Genomic DNA, 19,611 nt, shown 5'->3' with positions numbered 1-19,611 from the left:
AAAAATAATCCTGTTGTAAAAATTAAAAATTAAAAATTAAAAAGGAATTGCCAAAGTTTTATCTACTTTTAACAATTCACGTTTGAATATTTGTTGGATTTTCTCCAGCGCTTCTGCGGACTCTGCTTCAAAGCGAAGCGTGAGTGCAGGGGATGTATTGGATGCGCGCACCAATCCCCAGCCTTTGGTGTAATCTATACGCAATCCATCAATGGTAGTCGCTGTACCGTTAGCAAAATCGCCGCTGTCACTGAGTTTGGCAATAAGTGCAAATTTATCCTGCTCCGCAACCGGGATTTTGATTTCCGGTGTTATCAGTAGTTGTGGGAAAGCGGCAAAGATATCGTCAACTTTCTGATCGCGCAGTGTGATAATTTCCAGCAGGCGCGCCATGGCGTAAATGCCATCATCAAAACCATACCAGCGGTCTTTGATAAAAATGTGGCCGGAATATTCGCCGCCAATTAATGCCTGGGTCTCTTCCATTTTTGCTTTCATGGGCGAGTGGCCAGTCTTCCACATAATAGGCCGCCCGCCATAACTGCTAATGACCTGATTCAATTGGCGTGAACATTTCACATCAAATAACACGTCGGCACCGGGGTTGCGCGCAAGAATATCTTTTGCAAACAGCATCAGTAAACGATCCGGCCAAATGATATCGCCTTTGGGTGTGACAACCACCAGACGATCGCCATCGCCATCAAATGCAACGCCGATGTCTGCATTGGTTTCTTGCACTTTAGCGATCAGGTGCTGCAGATTTTTTTCAATGGTTGGATCGGGATCGTGGTTGGGGAATTCGCCATCAAGGTCGCAGAATAATGGAATTACCTCGCAGCCAAGTTCTTCAAACAATGCGGGTGCGACTATACCAGTGACAGCATTGCCCGCGTCGATCACAACAGAAACATTCCCCGCAAGTGCAACATCGGAAAAAATACGATCGATATAGTCGGGGATAATCGTGCGCGGAGTTTCCTCACCAAGCCCTTGATGAAAACGCTGGCCAATAATGCGGGCGCGCAAATCAGTCACTGCATCATCAGCGAGTGCGCGATTATTCATCACCACTTTAAAACCGTTATATTCTTTGGGGTTGTGACTTGCGGTGACCATTACGCCGCTGCAGGTATCGTCAAAATGAAATGTTGAAAAATACATTAATGGCGTAGGCACCACGCCAATGTTGATGACATTGCAGCCGGTGCGCAAAATACCGCGCACCAAGGCTTGCGTTAATGATTCGCTGTGGGTGCGTGCATCGCGCGCGACAACAATATTTTGTTCGCCTTGATCAATAGCTTCACTGCCAATGGCCTGGCCAAGTAACTGTGCAAACTCAGGCGTGATTTGGCTGTCGACTAAACCGCGGATGTCATAAGAACGGAAAATCTCAGCCGGTATAGAATCTTCATTAATTTTAGTGCGCGAACCCGTGTTGGATTTTTTACCGGATGCGGACTGCAAGCCGAGAATATTTTCATCTTCATCGATAACTGCAATATCGAGGATATCCTGCTTTTGGAATAGCGGATCGGTCATCGCATCGCTTGCATCGACGGATTCTTTACGGGTCTTGGTGACGTCAGCCAATAATGGGGCGGCAGTGGATTTATCGCCACCCAATTCAGCGCGAACCAATATTTTACTGAGGAACCACACCAGTGCCAGGCTGCCCGCCACAATCACACTGATAACTGTCAACCAAAGTGCAGGTAATTCTTCTGCGCGCTCTAATAAATATTCAGAGGGCGTGAATTTAACCGCGAGATAACTTCCGGCAACATTATTTTGCATGCTGCTGCCTGCGGTACCTGAGCCGATTTTTGCGACCAGCTGTGCGGGGCTTCCTGCAAATTGTTGCAGCAGAATAAATTCGCCCAGTGCTTGTTCCGATGTGTTGAGTATATTTAGCAATTCAGTTGCATCGGTTGTCACCATTAAGCTGCCCAAGGGGAGCTCTGTTCCGGTGGCAGGTAATGGACGCGTCCAATTGAACATCCAGCGATTATTAATCTGTACCAATTCGGGCAAAGTTGCTTCGCGTTTTTCGGCGCGCTGGATCAAATCCAGTTCTGCATAGCGAATAGGAAATTCCGCCTCGCGATCAAGCTCTGCACTGCCCATTGGAATCAAGCGAAGTTTAAGTGCGTCAGCTGTCGCCTGTTGCCATTTTTGCTCCAGTTGGTCACGCGCTTCCGGTGTGTTTGCGGGGTTGGTGAAATCCAGTATTGCAGACAACTCCGGCTCTGCTGCCAATTGATCAATAGCGGCAGTTTGTTGCTGTAGATAGCGCGATAAGGCTTTGCTTCTTTCGGCCGCTACTTCTTGCGTCAGGTTGCTCAAATTCAGTTGTTGCTGTTTGACGACCATTCTCTGGTAAAGCACAAACCCGATGATGGCATTAATGACCAATGCAATACCCAACAAAATTAATAACACTTTTTGTTGGATGGCGGCTTTGCGCTTGGCTGCTTCCAGTGCGCGCTGGGCGCTTCGTGAAAGATGCGGTGCAGTGTCAGTTTTACTTTTTAATGGATCCTGTGGATTCACTTGCGTACCTTTTCGTTTAACTAAACCCTGAATGGTTTGTCATAAACACAAATGACGGGTGTTTATGACGTCGTTATTGTTTGTGCAAAATGGGCGATCAATTCGCGTGCCAGCTGTTGTTTACTGCGCTGGCTAATCTCTGTAGTGGAATTGGCATCCACCAAGGTCACGGCATTGTCGTCACTATTAAAACCAATCCGGCTATCACTGATGTTGTTTGCGACAATCAGATCCACATTTTTGCGCGTTAATTTTGCGCGCGCATGCTCAAGCAGGTTTTCACTTTCCGCAGCAAAGCCGACTACAAAAGGTTTGGGATTAAGGCTGGCGACGCTGGCGACTATGTCGGGGTTTTTCACCAATTCCAGCATCATGGTATCGCTCGCGCCTTTTTTAATTTTTTGCGGTGCCTGCTGCGCCGGGCGGTAATCGGCAACTGCGGCGGCGGCGATAAATAAATCGCAACCCTCGGCGGCTTTCAGGCTTTCATCCAGCATCTCATTTGCACTGACAACATCGATGCGTGTTACCCGCGCCGGTGTTGCGAGCTGGGTTGGGCCGCTGATGAGGATGGTCCGGGCACCGGCTTCAGCGGCAGCTTGTGCAATTGCGTAACCCATTTTGCCGGAGCTGTGGTTGCTCAGGTAGCGCACCGGATCGAGTGCTTCGCGGGTGGGCCCTGCGGTGATGACCACTTTTTTGCCTGCGAGACTACCCGTCGTGAACAGGCTTGCGGCTGCATCGACCAGTTGCAGCGGCTCAAGCATCCGCCCCGGGCCTATATCGCCACAGGCTTGTCCGCCATCGGCGGGGCCGAACAGGTGGATTTTTCGTGTGCGCAGCAATTCCAGATTGGCCTGGGTTGCTGCGTTATGCCACATGCCCTGGTTCATCGCCGGTGCCAGCGCAATAGGGGCTGCGGTGGCAAGGCAAATGCTGGTGAGCAGGTCGTTACCCATGCCTTGGCTAAGGCGCGCAATAAAATCAGCCGTCGCCGGTGCGATCAGCACTAAATCCGCCCAGCGCGCCAACTGGATATGGCCCATCCCCGCCTCAGCTTCCGGATCAAGCAACTGCGTATGCACCGGATTGCCTGACAGCGCCTGCATCGTCAGCGGAGTGATAAATTCCTGCGCGGCAGGGGTCATCACAACTTGCACGCGCGCGCCTGCGTCTTGCAGGCGACGTACCAGATCGGCACTTTTATAGGCGGCGATACCAGCGGTCACACCGAGCAGTATCTGTTTGTTGGCAAGCGACAGCGTTGCAGTTGATGTCATGGTGTGGTGCAGCCCCGGCTGGCAGTAAATCGGTGAGGGTCGATGAATAATAGTACACGCAGCGATCTTGTCTGGTATGAGCCTGACAGTAATTGGTCGCTAACGGCGATAGCCATGCAGGGCTTGACGCAAGCTGGTTAAGATAACATTCTTGGCTGCATTTTCGTATTGCCGGGAGCGGGTGCTGCCCGCAATAAATACCTGTCCTGAAGGAATATCCACATCGCATACAAGGAGCTGTCTATGTCGATTGCCAATTGGCCTGCCGCCGAACGTCCCCGTGAAAAATTATTGTCCCTTGGTCCCCGTGCATTGTCAGACGCTGAATTGCTGGCCATTTTCCTGCGTGTCGGCTGTGTCGGTAAATCAGCGGTAGATCTTGCCCGCGAGTTATTGCAGCAATACGGCGGCTTGCGCCAGCTGCTGGAGGCATCACAAAGCGACTTCTGCAAGGGATTGGGGCTGGGTAACGCCAAATATGCCCAATTGCAGGCAGTGTTGGAGATGGGGCGACGGCATTTATCAGCGGCGATGAAAGCGGGTGATTTACTCACCAGCCCGGATTTGGTTCGCCAGTATTTGAGTGCCCAACTGCGCCATCAGCCGCGCGAAGTCTTTGCTGTTTTGTTTCTGGATAATCAAAACCGCTTGATTACCTACGAAGAATTATTTTTCGGGACGATAGACGGCGCTTCCGTCTACCCGCGTGAGGTAGTAAGGCGCGCGCTAGCGCATAATTGCGCGGCGGTGATTCTGGCGCACAATCATCCAAGCGGGGTTGCGGAGCCAAGTCAGGCTGACTGCCGCATCACCCAACGCTTGCAGGCCGCGCTGGACTTGATCGACGTGCGGGTAATTGACCATATGGTCGTAGGCGATGCCGAGGTGATTTCATTTGCCGAAAGGGGATTGCTGTGATTGCCTGTAAAGTTTAACTGTATAATGTTAATTTGGGCGCCAGGTTGCGCAAATATCTGGCGCTTATACCCAACCGACTGCTTAGAGATCCCTCCTCCTCGATAACTGTACTGGATGACTGCTGTGACCGACCATTTGGATATTCTTTTGGACATGCTGTCGGCCTTGCCCGATCCGGTTTTTGTCCTGACCGAATCCGGGCGTTATGCGGCACTAATTGGTGGTCAGGACCGCCAGCATTATCACGATGGTGCGTATCTGGTTGATTTCAGTCTTTACGATGTCCTGCCAAAAGCCAAAGCCGACTGGTTTTTGGAGCAAATCAAGACCACGCTGGCGCAGAACCAACTGCGGATCGTTGAATACGGTCTGGCGGGTACCGATGTAGACGGTTTGGATACACAACAGGGGCCAGAGGGTGAGATCTGGTTTGAGGGGCGTATCCAGCCATTGTCAGCACCGATCAACAATGAACGCGCTGTGGTATGGGTCGCCTGTAATATCACTCGTCGTCACCAACTTGAAGCAAAACTGCAACTGCTGAGCGAGACGGATGAGCTCACTGGTGCCTACAATCGTCGCAAGTTGCTGGATGCACTGACCTTGTCACTCAAGCACTTCCGCGAACGGCAAACCCCTACCGCCGTTGTGCTCATGGATATCGATTATTTTAAAAGTATTAATGATCGCTTTGGGCATGTCGCCGGGGATGAGGTATTGCGCGGTATCGCTCATCATGCGATGGCGCATTTGCGTGAAGGTGATCTGTTTGCCCGTTTTGGCGGGGAAGAGTTTGCGCTGTTACTGCCGAATACCTCTTTAGTAGCCGCTGAGTTGATTGCCGAACGTTTGCGTTTGTCTATCGCTGCCGGTGATTTCTTGTCGGGCGCTAACCTGACAGTCACCGTCAGTATGGGATTGAGCCTTATTCAGCCGCAGGATCAATCTATAGAATCCATCCTGCATCGCGCCGATGATGCGCTTTATAAAGCCAAGCACAACGGCCGCAACTGTTTTATATCTGCATCCTAGATCTGCCCTCCAAAGCGTACCAGCTGCATCACCTGTCCAATGGTGGACAGGTGATGCGACCATGGGCATTAAACCCGTTCGAAGTGGTAAATTTCTACGCTGATAGGTGCAATCGACAATGAGCCGGATGTGGTATCAAACGCAGACTCTTTGATATCCACCTGCGGCGCTTGCCCCAAAAGATTTGTGGCATCTTTATTTGGGCCGGTGAATTTCCAGCAGCGCCCAAGGCTTTTGGGTTTGAAGCCATCCAGCGACAGCGTGAAACTGTGCGGTAACTCTGTGCCGTTGAGCACCGCCACGGTCAGGATTTTTCCATCTTCACTGAGTGCGGCAGAGATATCCAGCGGGTAGGTATCACCACCGGTGTTGACGCTCGGTTGGTCGCCACCAATCGGATACTTGGGTTTTGGTGTAGGCGAGTTGCCGGTAACTTCAACTGGAATGGTGCCAAAGCGCTGCTGGTAGAACTGGAACATGCGACCTTTGAGGCTCAGCTGCGATTGGGTGCGGTTAAAGTTGAGCCAACCGGTCGCCATGGTGAAACCGGCCATATCGATGAAGTCGGTGTGATGGAAAAACTCATGGAAAGCCGCGCTAATCGCCAAAGCACCTTTCAGGTTATCCTCAAAACCGAATGCCCATTCATCGAAATAGACTTTCACCTGGCCATCGTTGAGCTTGGGGAAGTGCTGTTTGTACTGTTCCCAGGCGTCCACCATCGTGCGGATGCGGTCGGGCATTTGGTGCACCCATTCATTCAGCGTTAACTCGACATCAAACAACTTGCCGGTTTTAAGATCAAAGCGCTTATTGGCGGGCGGGTAGGCGTGGGTTCCCAATGCATCAAACTTGCCCCAGCTGTCTTTAAACATACCGTAGGCCCAATCGCGCTCGGAGCCCACTTTCACTTCTGGTTGGCCTTCGATAAAAATACCCTGGCCGGTGGTCATCTCATCGACAAAACCACCCGGTGCAACGATGTAAATGCTCGGGTCAACCTTGCGCATCGCGTCAACAAACATATTGTGCTTCACGGTGTAATGATCGCGCGACATGTGGCCGCGCTGCCAGTGGCCGTACATTTCGTTGCCCACCGCCCAGTACTTAACGCCATAAGGTTGTTTGCGACCATTGGCCGCGCGTTTGGCGCCCCACTCGGTATCGGCACTGCCGTTTACATATTCCAGCAGTTGCGCGCCGGAGCGTGGATCGCCAAAGCCGGTGTTAACACACCAGAAGGGTTCGCACTCGATTAATTCACAGAACTGGATCAGTTCATCCACACCCACGTCGTTAGGTTGCACTGCGCTCCATACCGGATCGAGGATTGGCGGACGCTTGTCGGGATCGCCAATGGAGTCTTCCCAGTCATGTGCGGAAATAAAGTTGCCGCCTGGCATCCGCAGGATCTGGCAGTTCATTTCTTTCATGAGTGCCAGGGTATCGGCGCGGAAACCCCTGACGTTGTCACCCGGCATCAAAGACACCGCACCTACCGAGAAATTGCCTTTACCGCTGGCAACAATCTCAAAGCGGGCTTCGGTGGTATCAACATCGGGATTGAGTGTGAAGTGATGGGTTTTCCACTTTTTGGTGGTTGAAATTTTTTGTGCAACCGACCGACCATCGCCCCAGCTCAATCTCACTGTCACTTTGGCAGCGGTGCCGCGCAATACGATACGACCTTTGTAAGGAACGCCGGATTTTATCGCCACGCGCTGCTGTACTATGCCTCGCTCTTGCTCGCCATCCAGTGTAACTACCGGGCTGTGCGCGCCAACATAGGCATTTTGGGTATCCAGACTAATGGCGGATATCGGCCCAAGGGCGAGCCACTTTTGCATAGCGGCCATTCTGGCGCGCCTGTCAGTTGGCTCGGGTTCGGGTTTTTCCAGAACGCCAAAGTAGAATTTCCGGTCATCCAGGGTTTCACTCCACAGGCTGTGGTTTATCAAATTACCGATGTGCTCGATAAACCCGCCATAGATCATGGGTGAAATAGAAGGACGAGCGTTTTGGGTGTAAATGACAGAGCGAATACCGGGATTAGCTGCAAACGTCGGTGCAATCCAGGCTGCTGTTGCGATAGTTGCCGATCCCGTCAGCAGTTTGCGGCGGCTTATGTTCAGATCATTATTATGTGACATCTTCAACTCCATGTTATCAGGTGGAATTATTGTGGAATGACTCGCGCGAGCGATCATGTCATACAATATTAATATCTTGATAATGGGTGGTTTTTATTCACCCTTCTTTACAAAAATAATCTGAGCTCCCGTCAATGCGGAAAGCGCCAATAAAAAGAGATTGGTGTGGATTTCAGCTCCAAGCGGTTTTAGCTATGTTTGGCTTCAGGATCTGGTTTGGCGGAGATCCAGAGTTTTTTTGGCTAAAAAATCAGCTTCTCGTTGCTATTGCGGGGCTGTTTTGGTATAAAACGCGGCTCTTTGCGGCAGGGTTGTGAAGACGTATTAAAAGAGCGTCATTTCAGCGCGAATTCCCCTCTGGAATTTGCTGCTCCGATCCTGATTTAACCCGCGTTTAGGAAAGAATAGGCTGCTTACAACAATGCTCTAGGCTGGTTGTTAGTCTGTTTTACGGTTCTAACACAGCGTCCAGCTTAGCGCGCTGAATTTTTAATGAGGCAATAAAATGTCCAAGGTATGTCAAGTTACTGGTAAACGTCCTATTACCGGCAACAATGTTTCCCACGCAAAAAACCACACCAAGCGTCGTTTTTTGCCAAACCTGCAATCTCACCGTTTTTGGGTAGAAGCTGAGAAGCGTTTCGTGACTCTGCGTCTGACTCCAAAAGGTATGCGTATCATCGACAAGCGCGGCATTGACGCTGTGTTGGCTGATGTTCGTGCCAACGGCCACAAAGTGTAATTAGGAGCATTCGTCATGCGCGAAAAAATTCGTCTGAACTCTTCTGCTGGTACTGGTCACTTCTACACCACTGACAAGAACAAGCGCACCATGCCAGAAAAGATGGAAATCAAAAAGTTTGACCCAGTTGTGCGCAAGCACGTGGTCTACAAAGAAGGCAAAATCAAGTAATTACTTGATCTGCTTTAAAAACCCGGCCTTGGTTAACCAGCGCCGGGTTTTTTATTGCCTATGATTTATCGGATTGCTCTGAGGTGTACTTTTCCCAAGTGCACTTTTTGCCAAATTCACGTTTTTACAGAGATTGGAGATAAGCCCGTGGGGTTATTTGCGCAAATTTTGCTGCTCTTGGCGCTGGCAGTGGTTGTAGTGGTGATCTTCCAGCGGTTGCGGATTCCCTCCAGCCTCGGCTATTTGCTGGTGGGTTTGCTGCTTGGCCCTCATACGGTGGGGCCGGTGATTGATTTGCCGCAGATGACCGCTCTGGCGGAATTCGGCATTGTCTTCCTGCTCTTTACCATCGGGCTGAATTTTTCCCTACCGCAGCTGCACGCCCTGCGCCATCAGGTACTGGGTTTGGGGACGGGGCAGGTGGTTTTTACTACGCTGGTGGTGGCCGGGCTCGCGTGGTTGGCGGGGTTTGCGCCGGCGGTTGCGTTTGTGATCGGCGCGGTATTTGCCCAATCCTCTACCACGATTATTGGCAAGCAGCTGGCGGAGCAGGGCGAGGAAAACAGTCGCCACGGGCGTCTGGGGTTGGCGATGTCGGTGTTTCAGGATGTCACTGCCGTGCCGTTTATCGTGATCATCCCGGTGCTGGGTGTCGCGGCAGGCGCAGATCTATTGTTGGGCACACTGGGTTGGGCGCTTGCCAAAGCAGTGCTCGCGTTTGTTCTGGTCTTTGTGGCAGGGCGCTGGTTGTTGCGGCCGGTGTTTCATCTGGTGGCGGAGCAGCGCTCGGCGGAAGTGTTTACCCTCACCGTGCTGCTGGTGGCGTTACTGGCCGCCTGGACGACTTACAGCCTCGGCTTGTCGCTGGCGTTTGGTGCGTTTTTGGCGGGCATGATGTTAGGTGAAACCGAGTTTCGCCATCAGGTGGAATCCACTATTCGCCCCTTCCGCGATGTGCTGCTGGGGCTGTTTTTTGTCGGTATCGGCATGTTGGTTGACCCCGGTGTATTGCCCGGAATTTGGCATTGGGCACTGCTTGGGGCACTGGTATTGATTGTCAGCAAAACCCTGCTGGTGTACTTGATGGTCAAGCGCAGCGGGGTGGATCCGCTCACCGCCTGGCGCACCGGATTACTGCTGTCGGTGGGCGGCGAGTTTGGCTTGGCACTTTTGGCCATCGCACTGGGTGCCGGGGTGATTGACAACCATTTGAGCCAGATTGTGCTGACGGCGGTACTGTTTGCGATGATCGCCGGGCCTTTTGTGATTCGCTACAACCAGCGTATCGCCCAAGCCCTGACTCGCCGCACCAGCGAGCAGCCGCCGGAATTGGATACCCTCGCGTTAAACCCCGACGCGGTGGCCGGTTTGCACAAACACGTGATTATTTGCGGTTATGGCCGTATCGGCCAGAGTGTGGCGCGCTTTCTGGCGGAGGAGAAAATCCCGTTTATTGCGCTGGATCTCGACCCGCAGCGGGTACGCGAGGCGCATCGTGCCGGCGAGCCGGTTTATTACGGTGATGCCACCCAGCGCGACATTCTGGAAGCACTGGGGCTGGAACGTGCGCGCTTGGTGGTGATTAGCCACGACGATGTGAATGCTGCACTCAAAATGCTTGCCTATCTGCACAAGGCTCGCCCCGTTCTGCCAGTGATGGTGCGCACCCGCGATGAAAGCCGGGTGGAAGAGTTGCAAGCGGCAGGTGCACTGGAGGTGGTGCCGGAGACGCTGGAGGCGGGGCTGATGATTGCCTCGCAAGTTTTGTTGCTGTTGGATGTCCCCCAATCCCGTGTTGCCCAGCGTATCCAGTTACAGCGCAGTGGTCGCTACAGCCTGATGCGCGAGTTCTTTCGCGGCGATGAGCTGAGCGAAAAGCCGGAAGAGCGCGATGCCAAGCGCTTGCGCTCTCTGGTGATCCCCGACGCCAGTCCGGTGATTGGCCACAGGTTGGCGGAGCTGGATCTGCCCTCTTTGGCGGTGACAGCTTTGGTGCGCCAAGGTGTGCGCCAGCCGTCGCCCGCGCCATCTACCCTGTTGCAAGCGGGGGATGTGCTGGTGGTTTACGGCAATATCGAGCACTTACAGCAGGCGGAAAGGCTCGCGCTCATCAATCCTGCGATTTGATAGGAGCTTTGCGATTTGATGGTGATCCTGCAATTGGATAGGGGCGTTATGCCCCGAAAGAAATAGTTGCAAAGAAATTACGGTACCGGGCAGCGCAAGGGCGGCGCTGAACTACACTCAACACAGCATAACTACGTTGATTGAGAGATTACATCGGTGCCAGTATGACGAGTCCCCGTGGGTTGCAAGAGTGGATGGATACCCTCGCTGAGCAGGAGTTGCCCACCTTAAATGCCGTGGTGCGTGAAATTTGCGAGTTGAGTGAAAATGAACGCTGCCGGGCGGAGGATCTCACCAAAATTATCCTGCGCGATGCCGATCTCACGTCAAAAGTATTAAAAATCGCCAATTCGGTGCACTACAACCCATCATTTGCGTCGATCAAGACGGTATCGCGCGCGATTGTCCATCTGGGTTTTGACAATCTTCGTAACATCACCCTTGCCACGACACTGATCGAAAATTTCCTGCAAGGCAAACCCAAGCAGCAGCTGATTAAAAGTCTGGCGCGCTCTTTTCACGCCGCAGTGCAGGCCAAGGCGATGGTGCCGTTTTTGGATGGCGACAAAAAAGAGCAGGTATTTATTGCTGCATTGCTGCGTAATATCAGTGAATTAGCGTTGATCTCAACCGGGCGCAAAGTAGTCGAAGACTTTATCGAAGCGCGCGATCAAGAGCCTCAGTCAGAACACAGCCTGGCGATTGAATATCTGGGAGTGGATACCAGTTTGCTGTCGCGCCAACTGATTAAAGACTGGACGCTGGGCGATCTGTTGAGCGAGGCCTGTGAGAATCACGTGCATTCCAGTCCGGCCGCGCGGGCTGTCAATCTGGGTAGCCAGATCAGTATTTACATCGAGCGCGGCATGAAAAGTACAGAGATGCAAAAGCTCGCCCAGCAGACCGCCAGCCTGTGCAAAATTTCGCAAGACGCGGCCAAAAAACAAATCCTGATGATGGCGGATGAGGCATCGGTAATCGCCAAAATTTACGGCATCGATGTGCTTATCAGTGCGCTGCCTGATCCGGCGATGATCGAAGAAAAAGAAGAGCGGGCAGAAAAGCCTGACTATTTTTTCCAGCAGCAACTTAACCAGATCCATAAAGCCATGCTGGCAGGAGAAAACCTGCCGCAGATCACCCAACTATCGCTCGCTGCCCTACATGAAGGTGCGAGTATTGCGCGCATCGCCATTTTGGTGGTGGACCATAAAAGCAAAACGCTGGATGTGCGCTATGTGGCAGGCAAAGGAACGCATTTGTGGCGGCAGAAAGTCAAAATTAATGTTGAGCAATTGCGCAAAGGTGAGTTGCTGCATGAGTTTTTGCGCAGCCAGCAGCCGCTGTGGTATCGGCCGGAGGTGGCGATCAAAGATTTAGGTGCCCTGCAGGTGATGGGGGCGACCGGCGCTATTTTTCTTGCGCCACTGTTATTAAATAAGCGTTTGATGGCGTTAGCTTATGCCGATGCAGAAGCGGGCACATTCAGTGCGCGCCAGTTTGAAGAGTTCCAATTGATTGTGAACCAGCTGAATTTGATGATGCGTTTCAGTGCAGCCAGTCATTAGTGGTCTGTATTGCGAATACCAATAAAAAACCGCCGGGGAATTGTTCCGCCGGCGGTTTTTTTATTGGGCGCACTTAATAGCGGCAGCTGCTGCGCACCTGGCGACGTGCGAAAAATAATCCGGTCAAACCCATCAGCAGTAACAAAACTGTACTGGGTTCAGTCACAGACACCAGCGTTTTGAACGCGTGGTTATCGCTTTCAAAGGCAAAACCATTGCTCACCAAATCTACGCGGTCAAAACTCTCGCCCGAAAAAGTGAAATTGATGTAGCGGTTTGAGTTAAGGCTCAACTGGTTGCCATCGGCGAACTTGCCAACAATGTCGCTACCGGAATAGCTGGCGACAAGGGTGTTGTCCAGATAAAAACGAATGAAGTTGTAGCTATCAATTGAACCCCAAAAGAGCCCGAAGTAATCCGCGGTCGTGCCCAGGGTAAAGCTGGCGCGCTGGGTAGTAGGCGATGGATTAGGCACACTCAGGTATTGTGAGTTAACCCCAAATGGTTGGGCGTAGCGTCCGCTCTGGCTGCCATTGACCAGCGCAAAATCGCCGCTGCAGGTCGAGTAGTCGCAACCAGTGTTGAAGTCGATCGTCGTTGCGCCAGTGACTGACGTGGTCACATCACCCGCGTTGGACAGTGAAACAATCGGTAGCGCTTGCACAGCGCTGGCTGCGACAAGTAAAGAAAACAGCAAAAACAGTTTTTTCATCAAATGAATGCTCCAGAAGATAATTGAACCCCGGCAGATTGGACTGCCATCGGTCTCCGTACACCGGTTGTGGCTTGGACCCGCTACCTCTGGGTTTTGCCAGCATCTCCACTCAGCAACTTGCGCGCCAAATCCGCTTGATGTTGCGAACTGGTTCTCAATAAAGTGTGATGCGAATCACATATGAGATTCTAGGCGACACTGTGTAGTTTTCCACGCCAAGCTAATAACATTTACGCTGTGTTTGATGAAAATTGCGCCACACCAGCATGATTTTGTTCTATCCAACCTATAGCATGGCGCTTTTGGCGATGAAGATCAGGAATTGAGATGCCCGAGTTACCCGAAGTTGAAACTACCCTGCGCGGTATAGCACCCCACCTTGTCGGGCACAAAGTGACAGAGATTGTCATTCGCCAGCCGCGCCTGCGCTGGCCAATTCCGGATAATCTGGCAGAGTTGCTCCGCAATCGGCGGCTGCTTTCTGCGCACAGGCGCGGCAAGTATTTATTGCTGGATTTTGGCAATGGTCATGCGCTGGTTCATTTGGGGATGTCGGGCAGTTTGCGTATCGTCAACGCAGATGAGCCGCCTCTGTTCCATGACCACTTTGATATGGTGTTTGGCAAAATTGCCCTGCGCTACGCCGATCCGCGTCGTTTTGGCTGCTTATTGTGGGTAGAAGGTGATCCTTCAACGCATAAATTACTGACAGATCTGGGGCCGGAGCCATTAACGGATACTTTTTCAGCGGACTACCTGTACCTGCGTAGCCGCAAGCGAACCCAGGCGATCAAGCAATTCATCATGGATAGCAAAATCGTGGTGGGAGTGGGGAATATCTACGCCAATGAATCGCTGTTTATGGCGGGCATCAAACCTATCCGTAAAGCGGGCTCGCTTACGCGTAAAAATTGCGAAGATCTGGTACGTGACATCAAATTTGTCTTACAGCGGTCGATCGACCAGGGTGGGACAACATTGCGCGATTTTGTCGGAGGCGACGGCAAGCCCGGTTATTTCCAGCAACAGTTATTGGTATATGGCCGTGGTGGTGAGCCTTGTACACGCTGCAAAAAAGCCTTGAAAGAGGTGCGGATGAATGACCGCACCACTGTCTATTGCGTGGATTGTCAGAAATAGGCGGTGTTACCGGCCAAACTTGCGCTGCAGTGCCGCTTCGACCGGACCTGCCACGAACTTGCTGACATCGCCGCCCAAAAAGGCGATTTCACGCACGATTGACGACGAAATATAAGAAAGGTGTTCTGCCGGTGTGAGAAAGATACTTTCCATGCTGGGAGCCAGCGCGCGGTTCATATTGGCCAACTGGAATTCATATTCAAAATCCGACACCGCACGTAAGCCGCGCAATACCGCCTGGGCATTCTGTTGTCGCACAAATTCCACCAGCAAAATATCGAACCCGCACACGCTGACGTTGGGCAGGTGTGCAAGTGTTTCTTGCGCCAGTGCGACGCGCTCATCCAATGTAAATAGCGGATTTTTGCGATTGCTGGCAGCAACTGCCACGATCACTTTATCGAACAGGCGACAAGCGCGTTCCACCAGATCAATATGGCCGTTGGTGATGGGGTCGAAAGTGCCAGGGTAGACCACTGTGCGCATAGGATTATTCCGTTGGGATGCCGTCCGGCGGGGGGCGCATGGTACAAAATTCACTGCTGGCTCGCCAGCAAATGCACCATCTAGTGTAGTTGGTATTTGGCTTAGCCGTTGTCGGATACTGTATGGCGATGATACAGGCGGTAGCTGACCTGACCGGCGTGCTTGTCGCGATGCAATTGCCAACTGACAGGCAGTTGGAGTCGCGCGTCGCGCGGTGCTTCAAGGTAGATAATTGCTTCATCTGCCAGCCATCCACCGCTTTCCAGGGTACTGGCCATCGCCTCCCACAAATTGAGGCTAAAGGGAGGGTCGATGAAAATAATATCGAATGGGTGAGGGGCTTGTTGTCGCGTGAGCCATTGAAGGCTGTCTGTATGCTCGACCTGTCCGTTACTGGCATTTAGCAGCTGTAGGTGGTTTCTGAGATGCTGCGCGGCAAGTGCATTTTTCTCCAGCATCAGACTGGATCCTGCCCCACGTGATAGCGCTTCCAGGCCCAAAGCTCCTGAGCCGGCAAACAAATCCAGGCAGCGCGCGCCCTGAATATCCGGCGCCAGCCAGTTAAACAGGGTTTCGCGGATGCGGTCTCCGGTCGGGCGCAGCCCGTCAACATCGGGAAAGCTGAGCTTGCGCCCGCGCCATAAGCCACCAATGATGCGCAGTTGGTTGCTGCCCGCAGGCTTGCGGTTGGTTGTTTTTGCGACAGGTTTGGACAAGGCATTTCTCTATCAGCGGATCAGAAGTGGTAGGATAGCGGCTTTGTTGCGTTTGCAGAATCACAATCCTGTCTGCGCCCCTCATTTCAGTCTTCAGTTCATATCCAAGACACGACTATGTTTTTCAATCTGTTTAAAAAATCCGATAAGCCCGATACCACCAAAGAAACTCCGGCTGAGCCGCTAGCGCCAGTTGCAGAAGAGGCACCTGCGACGATTGTTGAGGCTGCGCCAGCACCTGCGCCTGCACAGGCGGAGCCGGAGCCTGCACCGGTACCGGCTGAAAAGCCTGCCAAATTGGGTTTTTTTGCCCGCATCAAGCAGGGGCTTAGCCGCACCAGTAGCCATTTTGCCGAGGGCTTGGGCAATCTCTTTCTGGGCCGCAAAACCATTGATGAAGATCTGTTTGAGGAACTGGAAACCCAGTTGCTCATCGCCGATGTGGGAATGGAAGCGACCAGTGAAATTATCGATAGCCTCACCGCCCGCGTAGCGCGCAAGCAACTCAATGATGTCGATGCACTTTATAAGGCGCTGCGCGACCAACTGACGGACGTGTTGCGTCCGGTTGAACAGCCGCTGGTGATCGATAGCAGTAAACAGCCCTATGTCATTTTGGTGGTGGGGGTGAATGGCGTGGGCAAGACCACCACTATCGGCAAATTGGCCAAGCGCCTGCAAAACGAAGGCAAGAAAGTCATGCTGGCGGCGGGGGATACTTTCCGTGCGGCAGCGGTCGAACAGTTGCAAGTCTGGGGTGAGCGCAACAATGTGCCGGTCATCGCCCAGCACACAGGTGCAGATTCTGCCTCGGTTATTTATGACGCATTGAATGCCGCTAAAGCGCGTGGAATTGATGTGATCATCGCCGATACTGCAGGCAGATTGCACAATAAAAACCATTTGATGGATGAGTTGTCGAAGGTCAAGCGCGTGATGGCCAAAATCGACGGTTCAGCGCCTCATGAGGTGTTGCTGGTGTTGGATGCCGGTACTGGTCAGAATGCGGTCAATCAGGCTGAACAGTTCCTTGATGCAGCAGGCGTTACCGGTTTGGTGCTAACCAAGCTGGATGGTACGGCCAAGGGCGGGGTGATTTTTGCGCTGAGTAAAAAGTTTGCGCTGCCGGTGAGGTTTATCGGTGTAGGAGAGGCGATTGATGATCTGCAACCGTTTGCAGCCGAGCCTTTTATCAAAGCGCTTTTTAATCAGACTGACGCATCTTAATCTTTTAAAGAACAGGGTTTGTTGTGATTCGATTTGAAACCGTAAGCAAGCGATACGACACCGGCTACGAAGCGCTGGCGCGTGTGGATTTTGAAGTGCAGGCCGGGGAAATGCTCTTTCTTACCGGGCACTCGGGGGCGGGTAAAAGCACCCTGATGAAGCTGATTATGCTCATGGAGCAGCCTTCCAACGGCAATGTGTATGTCGATGGCCATCATCTGGCGCGTTTGCCCAAAAGCCAGTTGCCTTATTTCCGCCGCAACATCGGCGTGGTTTTCCAAAATCACCAATTGTTATTTGATCGCACTGTGTACGACAACGTCGCATTGCCATTGCAAGTTGCGGGTTATCCGCATCAGGAGATCGGTAAGCGCGTGCGCGCGGCCTTGGATAAGGTTGACCTGCTCGATAAAGAGCGCTCAAACCCGGTGGTACTATCCGGCGGTGAACAGCAGCGGGTCGGCATTGCCCGTGCGGTAGTGAACAAGCCGACCCTGTTATTGGCGGATGAGCCTACAGGTAACCTGGATCCGGAGTTATCCAACGAAATCATGACGCTGTTCCGCCAATTTAATGAGGTGGGCACGACAGTGATGATCGCTACCCACGATGTGGAATTGCTCAGGCGCATGAACAAACGCGTACTGGGTTTGGTGCAGGGCAAATTGGTACATGACGGGGTGCTATGGTGAGTGGTCCGAATCGTTCAAGGCCCGAGCGCCGTCCTAACCGTATGGGGAGCAATGGTGCTACGGCGCGTCCTGACCGTGTGCGCCGTGAAGTGCCACGTGCAGAGCCTGCGCGTCCGCAGGGTGCAGTGCAGAGCCAGATGTCGTGGCGTGACAAGTTTGATGCCTGGTATGCACACCACAGCAGCTCGGCGATTGAAAGTCTGTTGCGTATGCTTGAAACGCCCCTGCAAAGCGCAATGACCTGGCTCGTGATTGCAATTGCGATCGCCCTGCCGGCGGCATTATTTGTGGTGTTTAGCAATGTGCAGCAAATTGGCCATACATGGCAGGACTCCAGCCAGATATCGGTGTTCCTGAAGAAAGAGTCGACAGCCGTTCAGGCGCAGGATCTGCGCACGCGCTGGGCGCAGCGGCCGGATGTTGCACTCGCGACCTATGTATCGCCCGAGCAGGCTCTGGAAGAATTCAAGCAAGGCTCGGGTTTGGGCGAGCTTGCCAGCCACCTTGATGAAAATCCTTTGCCCGCGGTGATCCTGATCAAACCTAAAATTGGTGGCAATACACCGGATGCTCTGACCTCGCTGCAACAGGCGTTGATTGCTGAGTCTCTGGTGGCCGATGTCCGTCTGGATATGCTGTGGGTCAAGCGCCTTCACCAATTCATCGCAGTGGCTGAACGTTTTGTGATGGCGTTGGCGGGATTGTTGGTGTTGGGGGTCTTGTTGGTGATTGGCAATACCATTCGCATGGCAATCGAAGCGCGCCGCGATGAGATTCTAGTGGTGAAGCTGGTAGGCGGAACCGATGCCTATGTCCGTCGTCCGTTCCTATATACCGGCCTGTGGTTTGGGGTGGGCGGAGGCATAGTGGCGTCGCTCTTGTTGGCTGCTGGTTTTTGGTGGTTATATGCGCCTGTTGCGCAGCTTGCTGATCTGTATCAAAGCAGCTTTCGTTTGCACGGCCTAGGCTTAATAGAGAGTTTGCAATTGGTGCTGGTGGCAGGATTAACGGGGTTGCTAGGGGCATGGATTGCAGTGGCGCGCCATCTGTACCAAATACAGCCCCGGTGATTGATTATTTTTATAGCGCTGATTAGCGGCGCAATATCCACGTAAAGTGAACTTTTGCGCTATTGGCGCAACCAATACTCGATGATAGACTCGGGTCATATCGAATGTGGAGGTAAACATGAGCACAAGCACAAGTCTGCAGCCTATAGGCATTCTCGCCCCCGGCGCAAACCTGAATGCCTATGTTCAGGCGGTCAGTAGTTTTTCTGTCCTCAGTGTCGAAGAAGAGCAGGAACTGGCACGCGATCTGGTCAACAACGGTAACCTTGATGCCGCCCGCAAGTTGGTTATGGCGCATTTGCGCTTTGTGGTGCATATCGCCCGTTCTTACAATGGCTATGGTTTGCCATTGGGCGATCTGGTACAGGAAGGTAACGTTGGTTTGATGAAAGCGGTCAAACGTTTTGATCCCGATAAAGGCGTCCGTCTGGTGTCTTTCGCGGTGCACTGGATCAAAGCTGAAATTCATGAGTTCATCCTGAAAAACTGGCGTATCGTCAAAATCGCCACTACTAAAGCCCAACGTAAGTTGTTTTTTAACTTGCGCGGCGCCAAAAAGCGTCTGGCATGGTTGAGTAACGACGAAGCTCAGGCTGTTGCGGCGGATTTGGGTGTAGACGTCAAACAAGTGCGTGAAATGGAAGGCCGTTTGGCCTCTTACGACGCTGGTTTTGATGCCGGTGAAGATGACGAAGATGATGGCTATGTAGCGCCTGCGCACTACCTTGAAGATAGCCGTTACGATCCTGCCGTGCGCTTGGAAGAGTCCAACTGGGAAGAATCCAACGTCAACAGTTTGGAAAAGGCGTTGGAAAAACTGGATGACCGCAGCCGTGTTATTTTGCAGCGCCGCTGGTTAAACGACGACAAAGCGACTCTGCACGATTTGGCAGCTGAGTATGGTGTTTCTGCCGAGCGTATCCGCCAGCTGGAAAAAAATGCCATGAACAAAGTCAAAACCATGATGATGGAAGCCTGATCCTAACAGCTATACATCCCGAAAAGCCGCGCCTAGCGCGGC

At 52.5% G+C, this 19,611-nt stretch carries 17 protein-coding genes; 11 read left to right on the top strand and 6 right to left on the bottom strand.

Annotated elements, in window-relative coordinates; genetic code table 11:
- Positions 1-36: 36 nt before the first annotated feature.
- Entirely contained in the window at positions 37-2,556 is a 2,520-nt protein-coding gene (locus B2739_RS06155) for a phosphomannomutase/phosphoglucomutase (protein WP_331344982.1), read from the bottom strand.
- 62 nt (positions 2,557-2,618) lie between these two features.
- Positions 2,619-3,836: a bifunctional phosphopantothenoylcysteine decarboxylase/phosphopantothenate--cysteine ligase CoaBC gene (coaBC, locus tag B2739_RS06150; protein ID WP_331344981.1), complete on the bottom strand. Its 1,218-nt coding sequence runs from the start codon at positions 3,834-3,836 to the stop codon at positions 2,619-2,621.
- Positions 3,837-4,079: 243 nt separating this feature from the next.
- On the opposite strand from coaBC, the gene radC reads away from it, so the two are divergent.
- Positions 4,080-4,754, top strand: a complete 675-nt coding sequence (gene radC / locus B2739_RS06145; RefSeq protein WP_331344980.1) for a RadC family protein — start codon at positions 4,080-4,082, stop codon at positions 4,752-4,754.
- A gap of 123 nt (positions 4,755-4,877) precedes the next feature.
- Positions 4,878-5,786 carry a diguanylate cyclase gene (locus tag B2739_RS06140; RefSeq protein ID WP_331344979.1) on the top strand — a complete coding sequence of 303 codons (909 nt, stop codon included), beginning with the start codon at positions 4,878-4,880 and terminating at the stop codon, positions 5,784-5,786.
- A gap of 68 nt (positions 5,787-5,854) precedes the next feature.
- Here B2739_RS06140 and B2739_RS06135 read toward each other — a convergent pair whose 3' ends face one another.
- Entirely contained in the window at positions 5,855-7,936 is a 2,082-nt protein-coding gene (locus B2739_RS06135) for a hypothetical protein (protein WP_331344978.1), read from the bottom strand.
- Between the two features lie 505 nt (positions 7,937-8,441).
- Here B2739_RS06135 and rpmB point away from each other — a divergent pair.
- The 4 genes from rpmB (at position 8,442) to B2739_RS06115 (ending at position 12,544) form a co-directional block, all read left to right on the top strand.
- On the top strand, positions 8,442-8,678 hold the full coding sequence (rpmB, locus tag B2739_RS06130) for a 50S ribosomal protein L28 (protein WP_007639320.1): 237 nt from the start codon (positions 8,442-8,444) through the stop codon (positions 8,676-8,678).
- A 15-nt stretch (positions 8,679-8,693) separates the two neighbouring features.
- Complete coding sequence (rpmG, locus tag B2739_RS06125) at positions 8,694-8,849, top strand: 50S ribosomal protein L33 (protein ID WP_007639321.1); 156 nt, start codon at positions 8,694-8,696, stop codon at positions 8,847-8,849.
- A 147-nt stretch (positions 8,850-8,996) separates the two neighbouring features.
- Entirely contained in the window at positions 8,997-10,976 is a 1,980-nt protein-coding gene (locus B2739_RS06120) for a cation:proton antiporter (protein WP_331344977.1), read from the top strand.
- A gap of 164 nt (positions 10,977-11,140) precedes the next feature.
- Complete coding sequence (locus B2739_RS06115) at positions 11,141-12,544, top strand: HDOD domain-containing protein (RefSeq protein WP_331344976.1); 1,404 nt, start codon at positions 11,141-11,143, stop codon at positions 12,542-12,544.
- Between the two features lie 73 nt (positions 12,545-12,617).
- On the opposite strand, the gene B2739_RS06110 is transcribed toward B2739_RS06115, so the two are convergent.
- Positions 12,618-13,256, bottom strand: a complete 639-nt coding sequence (locus tag B2739_RS06110) for a PEP-CTERM sorting domain-containing protein (RefSeq protein WP_331344975.1) — start codon at positions 13,254-13,256, stop codon at positions 12,618-12,620.
- Between the two features lie 330 nt (positions 13,257-13,586).
- Between B2739_RS06110 and mutM the strand changes: the two genes are divergently transcribed.
- Complete coding sequence (gene mutM / locus B2739_RS06105) at positions 13,587-14,399, top strand: bifunctional DNA-formamidopyrimidine glycosylase/DNA-(apurinic or apyrimidinic site) lyase (RefSeq protein WP_331344974.1); 813 nt, start codon at positions 13,587-13,589, stop codon at positions 14,397-14,399.
- Between the two features lie 6 nt (positions 14,400-14,405).
- Here mutM and coaD read toward each other — a convergent pair whose 3' ends face one another.
- Positions 14,406-14,885 carry a pantetheine-phosphate adenylyltransferase gene (coaD, locus tag B2739_RS06100; protein ID WP_331344973.1) on the bottom strand — a complete coding sequence of 160 codons (480 nt, stop codon included), beginning with the start codon at positions 14,883-14,885 and terminating at the stop codon, positions 14,406-14,408.
- 101 nt (positions 14,886-14,986) lie between these two features.
- Positions 14,987-15,601 carry a 16S rRNA (guanine(966)-N(2))-methyltransferase RsmD gene (rsmD, locus tag B2739_RS06095; protein WP_331344972.1) on the bottom strand — a complete coding sequence of 205 codons (615 nt, stop codon included), beginning with the start codon at positions 15,599-15,601 and terminating at the stop codon, positions 14,987-14,989.
- A 117-nt stretch (positions 15,602-15,718) separates the two neighbouring features.
- Between rsmD and ftsY the strand changes: the two genes are divergently transcribed.
- From ftsY to rpoH, 4 genes are all read left to right on the top strand, one after another.
- Positions 15,719-16,828: a signal recognition particle-docking protein FtsY gene (gene ftsY / locus B2739_RS06090; protein WP_331344971.1), complete on the top strand. Its 1,110-nt coding sequence runs from the start codon at positions 15,719-15,721 to the stop codon at positions 16,826-16,828.
- 23 nt (positions 16,829-16,851) lie between these two features.
- Positions 16,852-17,520 (top strand): cell division ATP-binding protein FtsE, encoded by a 669-nt coding sequence (gene ftsE, locus B2739_RS06085; RefSeq protein WP_049631466.1) that lies wholly within the window; start codon positions 16,852-16,854, stop codon positions 17,518-17,520.
- Entirely contained in the window at positions 17,514-18,590 is a 1,077-nt protein-coding gene (ftsX, locus tag B2739_RS06080; protein ID WP_331344970.1) for a permease-like cell division protein FtsX, read from the top strand. Before ftsE ends, ftsX begins: the two co-directional genes overlap by 7 nt.
- Positions 18,591-18,708: 118 nt before the next feature.
- On the top strand, positions 18,709-19,569 hold the full coding sequence (gene rpoH / locus B2739_RS06075; protein WP_331344969.1) for an RNA polymerase sigma factor RpoH: 861 nt from the start codon (positions 18,709-18,711) through the stop codon (positions 19,567-19,569).
- Positions 19,570-19,611 lie beyond the last annotated feature (42 nt).

The sequence above is a fragment of the Cellvibrio sp. UBA7661 genome, from assembly GCA_002483365.1.
Taxonomy (GTDB): Bacteria; Pseudomonadota; Gammaproteobacteria; order Pseudomonadales; family Cellvibrionaceae; genus Cellvibrio.
Note: the sequence above shows the minus strand (reverse complement) of the source record. Positions and strands in the feature narration are given on the sequence as shown.

Coding starts and splice junctions, on each gene's coding strand:
- coaBC (WP_331344981.1), bottom strand. CDS start 3,836: ATGACATCAACTGCAACGCTGTCGCTTGCCAACAAACAGATACTGCTC.
- radC (WP_331344980.1), top strand. CDS start 4,080: ATGTCGATTGCCAATTGGCCTGCCGCCGAACGTCCCCGTGAAAAATTA.
- B2739_RS06135 (WP_331344978.1), bottom strand. CDS start 7,936: ATGTCACATAATAATGATCTGAACATAAGCCGCCGCAAACTGCTGACG.
- rpmB (WP_007639320.1), top strand. CDS start 8,442: ATGTCCAAGGTATGTCAAGTTACTGGTAAACGTCCTATTACCGGCAAC.
- rpmG (WP_007639321.1), top strand. CDS start 8,694: ATGCGCGAAAAAATTCGTCTGAACTCTTCTGCTGGTACTGGTCACTTC.
- B2739_RS06115 (WP_331344976.1), top strand. CDS start 11,141: ATGACGAGTCCCCGTGGGTTGCAAGAGTGGATGGATACCCTCGCTGAG.
- B2739_RS06110 (WP_331344975.1), bottom strand. CDS start 13,256: ATGAAAAAACTGTTTTTGCTGTTTTCTTTACTTGTCGCAGCCAGCGCT.
- mutM (WP_331344974.1), top strand. CDS start 13,587: ATGCCCGAGTTACCCGAAGTTGAAACTACCCTGCGCGGTATAGCACCC.
- coaD (WP_331344973.1), bottom strand. CDS start 14,885: ATGCGCACAGTGGTCTACCCTGGCACTTTCGACCCCATCACCAACGGC.
- ftsY (WP_331344971.1), top strand. CDS start 15,719: ATGTTTTTCAATCTGTTTAAAAAATCCGATAAGCCCGATACCACCAAA.
- ftsX (WP_331344970.1), top strand. CDS start 17,514: ATGGTGAGTGGTCCGAATCGTTCAAGGCCCGAGCGCCGTCCTAACCGT.
- rpoH (WP_331344969.1), top strand. CDS start 18,709: ATGAGCACAAGCACAAGTCTGCAGCCTATAGGCATTCTCGCCCCCGGC.